Origin of the sequence: Paenibacillus sp. LK1, assembly GCF_002750415.1 — a bacterium.
Lineage (GTDB): Bacteria > Bacillota > Bacilli > Paenibacillales > Paenibacillaceae > Paenibacillus > Paenibacillus taichungensis.
Genome location: NZ_PEII01000006.1, coordinates 390,201 through 398,963 on the forward strand (window position 1 = coordinate 390,201; position 8,763 = coordinate 398,963).

Consider the following 8,763-nt stretch of genomic DNA (forward strand, 5'->3'; position numbering starts at 1 on the left):
GCCCGCCTTGAATGCGGGTTCTTTCATTTTTTTTCTGTTTATGCTGTGACAGGGAAGATATTGCAAAGAAAATAATAACTCTTTTGAATTGACAAAAAAGCAATTCTACAGGATAATCCATTAGTGATAATGATAATTGTTATCATATAAATACATATAAATAGGGGAGAAAAGAGATATGAAAAAAGGATTAAAAGGACTTTTGATCATGCTGGCGTTTGTGCTTGTCCTGGCAGGATGCGGTAAAGCCAATACTACTACAGATGCAAGTAAGGATGCTGATTCCGGAAGTGCTCCTGCAGAAGAGACAGCAGGCCCTGTGACGGTGAAGCATAAACGCGGAGAGCTGACGCTCGACAAGCCAGCAGAGCGTGTGGTTACGTTGGAATGGACATACACCGAAGATGTGGTTGCACTGGGCGTTCAACCAGTAGGTAATGCAGATAACGCCAATTACAAAGTCTATGTATCATCCGAAGCAGGTCTGGATGACAGTGTGACGGATATTGGAACCCGGAGTGAGCCGAATCTGGAAGCTATCGCTGCATTGAAACCGGATCTCATCATTGCCAATGCAGACAATAATACTGCGGTGTACGATCAGCTTAATGCAATTGCACCAACGATTGAATACGACCCGTATGATGGCGATGGCTATAATTATGACAAAATGACAGAGATCTTTAATAACATCGCAACTGCTCTGGGCAAAGAGGACAAAGCAAAGCAAGTACTGGATGAACTGGATCAGCATTATGCAGAAGCCAAAGAAAAATTGGCTGCTGCAGGTAAAGATAATTTCCACTTTGCTCTGACACAGGCATTCACGTATCAAAATGCGGCCAGTCTGCGCATGTTTACCGATAACTCGGTTGTGATTGGCACGTTGAACAAAATTGGTTTGGTTAACGATTGGCAGCCGGAAAAATTAGAAGGTTATGGTTTCTCTACAGTGGGGATTGAATCCTTATCTGATGTACAGGATAGTAACTTCATTTATATTACACAGCCAGACGATGATGTTTTTGGCACAGCAATGAAAGATAACTCGGTGTGGAACGGACTCAACTTTGTTAAGGAAAAACGCACATATCAACTGGATAGCACGACATGGACATTTGGTGGACCCGTTTCCTCCAAAGCATTGGTTGATGGCGTTGTTGAGGCGATTACCAAATGAGTTCGGTTCAGGCAACTAGGCCAGCAATGAACTGGCGTACAATAAGCATATATGGGGGCGGTCTATCCGCTCTCATCGTGCTTTTTTTTGTAAGCCTTTGTTATGGTGAGGCAGCCATTTCATTACATACCGTTTGGGATGCACTTACTGGCAGGCAGAATACTTTAGAGCACAATATGATTTGGGATTTGCGTATGCCACGTACGGTTATTGGTATTATTGCAGGAGGGGCTCTGGCTGTAGCGGGAGCGCTGTTACAGACGATTACTCGAAATCCGCTCGCGGCGTCAGACACGTTGGGCATTAATGCAGGAGCGTACTTTATCGTGGTGCTGGGAACCATTCTTTTTCCGGGCTTACTCAGTCAGTCACCTTTTCTATTTGCAGCTCTTGGTGGTCTGGTGGCAGCATTCGCAGCTTATTTTATGGGTGGCGGACGAAGATCCAGCCCGGTACGACTTGCATTGTCCGGTATGATTGTGTCCATGGTGCTTGGTTCATTTACAAGCGCACTGCATATTTTTTTCTCCATGGAAACGCAGGGGCTGTTTCTTTGGGGTTCAGGAACACTCGTCCAGAATGACTGGAGTGGCGTAGCTTATGCTTGGCCTTGGGTGATTGGTATTACCGTTATCGCGCTAATCCTGTCTAGACAGTGGGATATGCTGGAGCTGGATGAATCAACGGCGTCCTCATTGGGACAAAAGGTTGGACTCGCTCGTGCTGGCGGTTTGATTATTGCGGTATTGCTGGCTGCGGTGATTGTCAGTGTAATCGGGCCGATTGGCTTCGTGGGACTCGTGGCACCACATTTGGTTCGATTGAGTGGAGTACGCTCCAATCGATTGCTGCTGCCTGGTGTTTTTATATGGGGAGCGGCTCTCTTGGTTGGTGCGGATGTACTCGCCAAGATGGTGCATAACTCCAGTATGGAGCTGCCGACAGGGGCTGTAATGGCAATTATTGGTGCACCGTGGCTGATCTGGCTTGTACTCACACGCATGAAGGCAGCGAACGGGTCGGGCATGTCCACTTCGATGAGTACAGGAGCACCTTCACGTCGCTTTGCATTCGGCCCGATGGCCGTATTATTTTCGGTCATCACAGTAGTGCTGATCTTGCTCAGTACCATGTTTGGCGGTATGCGAATTCCGCTGGCCGATCTATTACCAAGTCTATTCCAATCAGATGGACTATTCTCCGCGTTGATTCAACTTCGAATTCCGCGTACGCTAGTTGCTGCAGGTGCGGGGGCTGCACTGGCGATCAGTGGTGTGCTCATTCAGATGGCGGTACGTAATCCGCTGGCGGATGCCTCAATTGTTGGTGTATCCTCTGGTGCTGGGCTTGGAGCAATGATGGTCATCATTTTGTTCCCAGGTCTACCAATTTATTTGCTGCCCATAGCGGCAATCATCGGTGCAGCCATCGCCGCAGTAGTTGTTTTTTCCCTCTCTTGGAAGAAAGGGCTGAACCCGTCTGCGGTTGTGTTGCTGGGAATTGCGATGTCTGCCATTGCAGGAGCAGGAATTCAGATTCTGATTGTACGTGGTGCGGTATACGGTAGTAGTGGATACATCTGGCTAACAGGAAGTACCTATGCTCGGACCTGGGATCAGGTTAAAATTATCGGCCTGTTTTTAATTATTCTGGTTCCGGTGGCTTGGTGGTTGGCTCGCAGATTTGAATTGTTGGTATTCGACGACAATAGCGCATCAGGACTTGGACTGAGCGTGCGTCGCACACGATTACTAGCGATGACGACAGGGGTGTTACTTGCAGCAGGGGCTGTTGCCTGTGTAGGGACTGTCGGCTTTATCGGTCTTATTGCACCCCATATGGTTCGCCTGCTCACGGGACACAAATTAAGACGATCGATGTTTTTATCCGCGTTGGCGGGGGCTGTCATGCTGGTGCTGGCCGATACGATCGGGAGAACGGTCATGGCGCCAACAGAGATTCCATCAGGAATACTCATTGCGATCATTGGTACACCGTATTTCCTGTATTTGATGTATCGTTCCAACTGGCGCAAGTCAATATAATGATTTTAAATTCAGGAAGCCTGCCATCGAGCAGGCTTTTTATTACCCGTTTGTCCCGTATTTCTGATTTAGAAAGGTAGTATCCCTTTTATTTACCCTGGCTGAAAATAATAAAAATCCCCCTGGTCCACAGTGTATGGAGATCACGTTAACCAAAGTGAGGCTCATACCCACTGTGTAGGACTTGGGGGATAACTCTTACAAGTAACGCTGAACTCTTATCGTGTTATAAATTCGTTGTTTTTTTCTCTTAGCATTCCACTGTTATCTACCGATAGGATCGCTTGCTGCAACGTCTCTTTATCCTGAACCAAAGCGAATCTCACATATCCTTCACCTGAAGGTCCGAATGCACTCCCAGGCGTTACGATTACACCCGCTTGTGTAACCAGATCCATGGCAAACTGTTCTGAGGTATCGTAGTGGTCCGGAATCCGACTCCAGATGAACATGCTGGCTTCGGGTTTGGCGATATGCCAACCGAGGTTGCTGAATCCTTCGCAAAGAATATCTCTGCGCTCCTCGTAGATATCTCTGACCCGCTCAACTTCACTCTGATCCCCTGTGATTGCAGCAATGGCTGCCTTCTGAATCGGAAGAAACATGCCGTAATCCATGTTGGATTTCAACTTTTTAAGCACAGATACCACATCCGGGTTCCCCACACAAAAGCCGATTCGTGCCCCAGCCAATCCATAGGTTTTGGATAACGAGTTGAATTCAATGCCGACATCCATCGCCCCGGGATAAGCAAGGAAACTACCGCATGTTTTCCCATCGAACACCAGCTCGCTGTATGCATTGTCATGAAGAACGATAATGTCATATTTCTTGGCGAAATCAATTAGATCCAGATAGAACTGATCGGGTGCCATCGCTGTCGTCGGATTGTTCGGATAGGATACAAGCATGAATTTTGCTTTGCGCGCAACAGCTTCAGGAATGTCCTGGAGTTGAATAACATATCCATGTTCTTCTTTTTGTGGCATATAATACAGTTCGGCTCCTGCAAGTAGAGGTCCATCAGCAAAGACTGGATAACAAGGATCGGGTACAAGGACCAGATCTCCTTCATCAACGATCGCCAAAGAGATATGGGCGAGACCTTCCTGTGATCCAAGCAAGGAGCAAATTTGGGTTTTCGGGTTCAGTTCGACATGGTAACGGCGCTTGTACCATTCACTGACTGCTTGCAGCAATTCGCTCTGATCATTTACAGCATATGTATAGTTTGAAGCATCTGCTGCTGCCTCGCATAAAGCCGTCATGATATGTTGGGCAGGGGGAATATTTGGTGTGCCTACACTTAAATCAATGACAGGTTCTCCATTCTCCAGTCGTTGCCTCTTGATTTCCAGCAAACGTGTGAATATCCCCTCACTGAAATGTTCCATACGTTTAGCAAACTTCATGATGATTATCCTCCATCCTGATCTCCCCTTGGGGAATAACACTTGGAGGTATTATAGCAGAGTTTTCAGGTGATAAGTAACCACGAAATGAGCTTTCAAGCTTCTAACAGGTATTAGATAATTCCGATCCCAGCTAGACCAATCAGAATCAAACCGAACCCTGCGACGCGATTCGCCCGTATTGATGTTCTGCGAGCTTTATCTTCGTAGCCTGGTTTAAAGCCGTGTTTGTAGATGAAGCTGTTTTCTATCCGCTTTTCGTTTTTGGAAGTAGCAATCATCATTACACCCGCAGCAATGGCAATAAGTCCTGTTCCAGGACCTATTAATGAACTATTCATCAGATCTCACCCCTCTTTCAAATAGATATCTCTTTATATCGGATAAATGCTCTTTAGATGTAACATTATGGATTTTAAAAGGTGATCTCTTTCTCATTTTCATGAATACACCAGTTGTTACCGAGTACAGAGTGCAGAATACAGTATTGCAATCGAATATCCGACTTCTCAATGTACTCTTCTTGATTTACAATTAAAGGAAAGCTAGACATAGATAAGTATCAGAGAATTGGAGGGTGACCAATAATGAACGAACCGTGGGCCGCTTCAATGAGTGGAGTTCCCTGGAACGAGGATAAAATGGACAAGGCTATCGTACAACTGCGGAACAGGGCTACGATTAGCTTTGTTGTCGGGTTGGACGAGATGCATGATCTGCGAAAACTGGATGAACATGTGTTTGCCAAACGACCCGATTTGATTTTAAATGTGTCCAATACAGATGTGAAGGGGCGGTATTCAGAAGAATTTCTGGAGGCACTTGCTGGTTTAAAACATGTCACCGCTTTGCAGCTGGATCTCAAGCAAACACAGGATTTAAGTATATTGAGTGCGCTGCAAAAGATGGAGTTTCTGAACATTCGCTCACCCAAAAAGCAAAACCTGGACTTCATCCGGAATTACAAATACTTGAATTACCTTGCACTTAGCGGGAAATTTCCCGATCTCTCGCCGATTGAGGACTGCATTCGGTTGAGTACCCTCGTCCTGAACTGTGACATTGATCAGCTTGATTTTGTTGTAGACTTACCATTTATCGAGTATTTGGCTCTCGATCACTGTACATTGGCTGGTTCACTCGAAGTACTGGCTGAATCGAATATCCGTATGCTGAGATTATCGTCCGTAAAGAATCTAACCGAGATCGATGCAGTAGGAGCATTACATCATCTGGTCTTTCTGCACCTTTCGCTACCCAAGATTGAGCGGTTGTGCGACTTCTCGCACATGAAAAATCTGAGGCATCTTGAAATGGATTTCATGAAGTCTCTGCAAGAGATTGAGAACCTGTGGACTGCGGATCAATTGGAGGTGCTGGAACTGAAAGAGATACATAAAGGCATCAAGGCTGAGGCATTCGAACGTTTGACTGAAATGCAAAGTTTACGACAGGTGGATTTTCGTTTTATTGATCATAGTAAAGGTCGGATTGCTAGTATGAGCAAACAAATGATTGAAGCGGGAAAAGGGCATCTGCTCTATGAACAAATTCCTGAAGAACAACGAATTCCTTCGATGGCTCTTGTGCACCTGTCCAAAATTCTAATGTAAACTGACAGTACACCAGCGCCTGCTTCCGAGCGGACGCTGGTGTATTTACAATCTACGGTTCTTGCCCGCTCACGCCTGGTTAGCCATGGCTGGAGGAGATAAATGGCTCATCACCCGCATGACGCTTGCGGTATTCTCCGGGGGTCAGCCCGTACCGACGCTTGAACATGCGGATAAACGAGTTCACATTTTGATAGCCGACCTGTGTCGCAATGTCCTGAATTCGCAGATCTACATTCACAAGCAGTTCCTTGGCCCGCTCAACCCGCAGATTGTTCAGATATTCGCTGAAGTTGATGTTAGTCTTTTCCTTGAAAATACTGGAGAGGTACCCCGATGTTAAATTCAACTTGTCGGCGACGATATTCAAATTAATGTCTTCCCCATAATGATGATCCAGGTAGTCCAGCACAAAGGTGATAACCGGATCACGCGTTTCCAGCTGGCTTCGTACTGCCGCAAGTACCGGTTGAGCCAACGCCTTAAGCCATTCCCTGTATTGCTGCATGGAATGGAAACCAGCAAATGCCTCTCCCGGAGGAGAAGAGCGAAGCTCGGATTCGATATTCGTCAAATTCAGCTTCATCACCGTCTTACTGATCTGTTCGACTGCGCCGATTGCAAATGTGCGGAAGTCTTCTGCGGCTGCATCCTTGTGTTGCAGTTGCTCCAGCTGCCGATCCAGCCAAGCGAATACGGCCTCTTCATTGCCGGATTGCAGCAGGTTGTGCAGTTCCTCCCCATAAGTGACCTTCACATGGAAGGCATTTGACGAAGAAGCACGCGGCTCCACAATAACTTGTGTCTCCCCATTCAGCCTGCGCTCTTTTAACAGCATGGACAGATTGCTGTACGCATCGGTAAACGGAATTTCTCCGGAATACACCGGACTTACCGCGATGGTCAGATAAAGGGTTTCCTCGACAGCCAGCAACTCCTTCAGTGTATCGAGCGCTTGAAGAATACCACTCTGTGGACCTGGATCGAACAGCAGCAAGAGCAGTTGGTCCTGCTCGGGCTGAATGGCAACGCTATTGGTTTTGCTGCTGGTGAACAGGCTTTGAATCAGCTTCCATAATAACAGGGTATGCTGCCCGAATTCATCCGGCTGGGATTTGAAGCCCACCTTGAACAGAATGGAGACATAAGGCTGCTCGGCATGCTGGGCATCCTCAAGCTCTGCCAAATAGGAGCTGAGCGGTATATTCTTTACTTTATGGATATAAGCGTACTGGCGTACAAGAGAGTTCTTCTGCGCAAGGTCGCTTTGAATGTAACGGTTATTCTCCAGAATAGAACTCAGGCGGTCGCCGATCATGGCGAATTCTTTTACACTGCTCCATTTGTCTGGTACGCTGTCCGAATTTCGGTCCAGAGCGGCAATAAGGCGCTGGAGCGGCTGGTTTAATCTTATGCTGAAAAACAGGGAGGAGATCATGCTAATCAGCACAGCAGCGCCAAGCAGGAAAGCCAGCAGCAGCTGCATGCCCCGCATTTCCGCGGCGATTACTGCGGCCTGGGTGACCCGGACATAGGTAAATCCGGTTTGCTTACCTTTTTCATAGAAGTAATACTGATCCCCAATACGTTCATGTTTGCTTCCGTCTGCAGGTAGCTGCGGATTTTGCAGTTCCCCCTCCATCGTGGTAAAAAGCAGGCGTCCCTCGTTGTCCAGAATGTAGAACGGATTATTAGCGGCATCGCCATATGTGTCCTGCATACGTTGTGGATCCAGCATAATAATGCCGTACACATCTTCGTAGGGAATAGCTTTCATCATGACCGGCATCAGTTGACCGAGAGAGCGGGATGAGTGAACGGTATTTTCCGTAAAAGCTGCGGCAGGCATTACTTTCAGGAACTGGTTGTTCATCGTTTGAGTTTTCCAGTAATCCGGGGGATATTCTTTACTATAATAATATTTACCGAACATATCGCTGGCACTGCTAAGACCTTCCTTCTCCAGTACATAGTCTTCTTGCTTGAAATAGAGAATGAAATTGTCGATATGCAGAAAAGGATTAGCGTACAGCGTGGAGAGGTCCGACTTCACCTCTGCGGGAATATCGTAACGGCGGTTCTCCTTAATGTGGCTCAAAATGCCCAGATTGGCTGTCCAGGTATCCGATTGGGTGAGGGCCAGAATCATGTTCTGGGTCAGTCGGAAATGATTCTCATACCCTTCAACGGTCTGCGCAAGGCCGAGTTCATTTTGTCTGACCATCTCCTGATAGACCTTGTTGCTTAAGTACAGATGGGAGAACAGATTAAATGAAGCCAAAATCAGGATGACACTGAGGAAGCTCAGCATTAGCTTGACAAACAGTCCATTCAGCGCAAATTTGCTTGTAAGCAGTCCCTTCATTATGACATTCCCCCTTGAGTACAGCCCCGGATCGAGTAGTTGATCCTATCATAGCGGCATAAATCTGACACAAACAATATACACTTTTACTGAATTATACGCGGATATCTGGAAAAAAGGAGTAAAGGCGAAAAGTTATATAACATGT

Annotated in this window: 6 protein-coding genes; 3 read left to right on the forward strand and 3 right to left on the reverse strand. The window is 46.7% G+C overall.

Translation table 11 applies throughout. The annotated features are described in order from the left end of the window. The first annotated feature begins 178 nt into the window (after window positions 1–178). Both CS562_RS16335 and CS562_RS16340 read left to right on the forward strand, forming a co-directional pair. Window positions 179–1,180, forward strand: a complete 1,002-nt coding sequence (locus tag CS562_RS16335; protein ID WP_076287982.1) for an ABC transporter substrate-binding protein — start codon at window positions 179–181, stop codon at window positions 1,178–1,180. Next, window positions 1,177–3,225: an iron ABC transporter permease gene (locus tag CS562_RS16340; RefSeq protein ID WP_099857182.1), complete on the forward strand. Its 2,049-nt coding sequence runs from the start codon at window positions 1,177–1,179 to the stop codon at window positions 3,223–3,225. Before CS562_RS16335 ends, CS562_RS16340 begins: the two co-directional genes overlap by 4 nt. A gap of 218 nt (window positions 3,226–3,443) precedes the next feature. On the opposite strand, the gene CS562_RS16345 is transcribed toward CS562_RS16340, so the two are convergent. After that, window positions 3,444–4,637: an aminotransferase class I/II-fold pyridoxal phosphate-dependent enzyme gene (locus tag CS562_RS16345; protein WP_099857184.1), complete on the reverse strand. Its 1,194-nt coding sequence runs from the start codon at window positions 4,635–4,637 to the stop codon at window positions 3,444–3,446. A gap of 113 nt (window positions 4,638–4,750) precedes the next feature. Further along, window positions 4,751–4,978 carry a hypothetical protein gene (locus CS562_RS16350; protein ID WP_099857186.1) on the reverse strand — a complete coding sequence of 76 codons (228 nt, stop codon included), beginning with the start codon at window positions 4,976–4,978 and terminating at the stop codon, window positions 4,751–4,753. Window positions 4,979–5,224: 246 nt separating this feature from the next. On the opposite strand from CS562_RS16350, the gene CS562_RS16355 reads away from it, so the two are divergent. After that, a complete protein-coding gene (locus CS562_RS16355; protein ID WP_099857188.1) occupies window positions 5,225–6,250 on the forward strand; it encodes a hypothetical protein in 1,026 nt (341 codons plus the stop codon). 79 nt (window positions 6,251–6,329) lie between these two features. Here the strand turns inward: CS562_RS16355 and CS562_RS16360 are convergent, their stop codons facing one another. Next, window positions 6,330–8,615, reverse strand: a complete 2,286-nt coding sequence (locus tag CS562_RS16360) for a helix-turn-helix domain-containing protein (RefSeq protein WP_099857189.1) — start codon at window positions 8,613–8,615, stop codon at window positions 6,330–6,332. Window positions 8,616–8,763 lie beyond the last annotated feature (148 nt).

Excerpts from the sequence above, each read along its gene's own strand:
- CS562_RS16345 (WP_099857184.1), bottom strand. The coding sequence starts at position 4,637 with ATGAAGTTTGCTAAACGTATGGAACATTTCAGTGAGGGGATATTCACA.
- CS562_RS16335 (WP_076287982.1), top strand. The coding sequence starts at position 179 with ATGAAAAAAGGATTAAAAGGACTTTTGATCATGCTGGCGTTTGTGCTT.
- CS562_RS16340 (WP_099857182.1), top strand. The coding sequence starts at position 1,177 with ATGAGTTCGGTTCAGGCAACTAGGCCAGCAATGAACTGGCGTACAATA.
- CS562_RS16355 (WP_099857188.1), top strand. The coding sequence starts at position 5,225 with ATGAACGAACCGTGGGCCGCTTCAATGAGTGGAGTTCCCTGGAACGAG.
- CS562_RS16350 (WP_099857186.1), bottom strand. The coding sequence starts at position 4,978 with ATGAATAGTTCATTAATAGGTCCTGGAACAGGACTTATTGCCATTGCT.
- CS562_RS16360 (WP_099857189.1), bottom strand. The coding sequence starts at position 8,615 with ATGAAGGGACTGCTTACAAGCAAATTTGCGCTGAATGGACTGTTTGTC.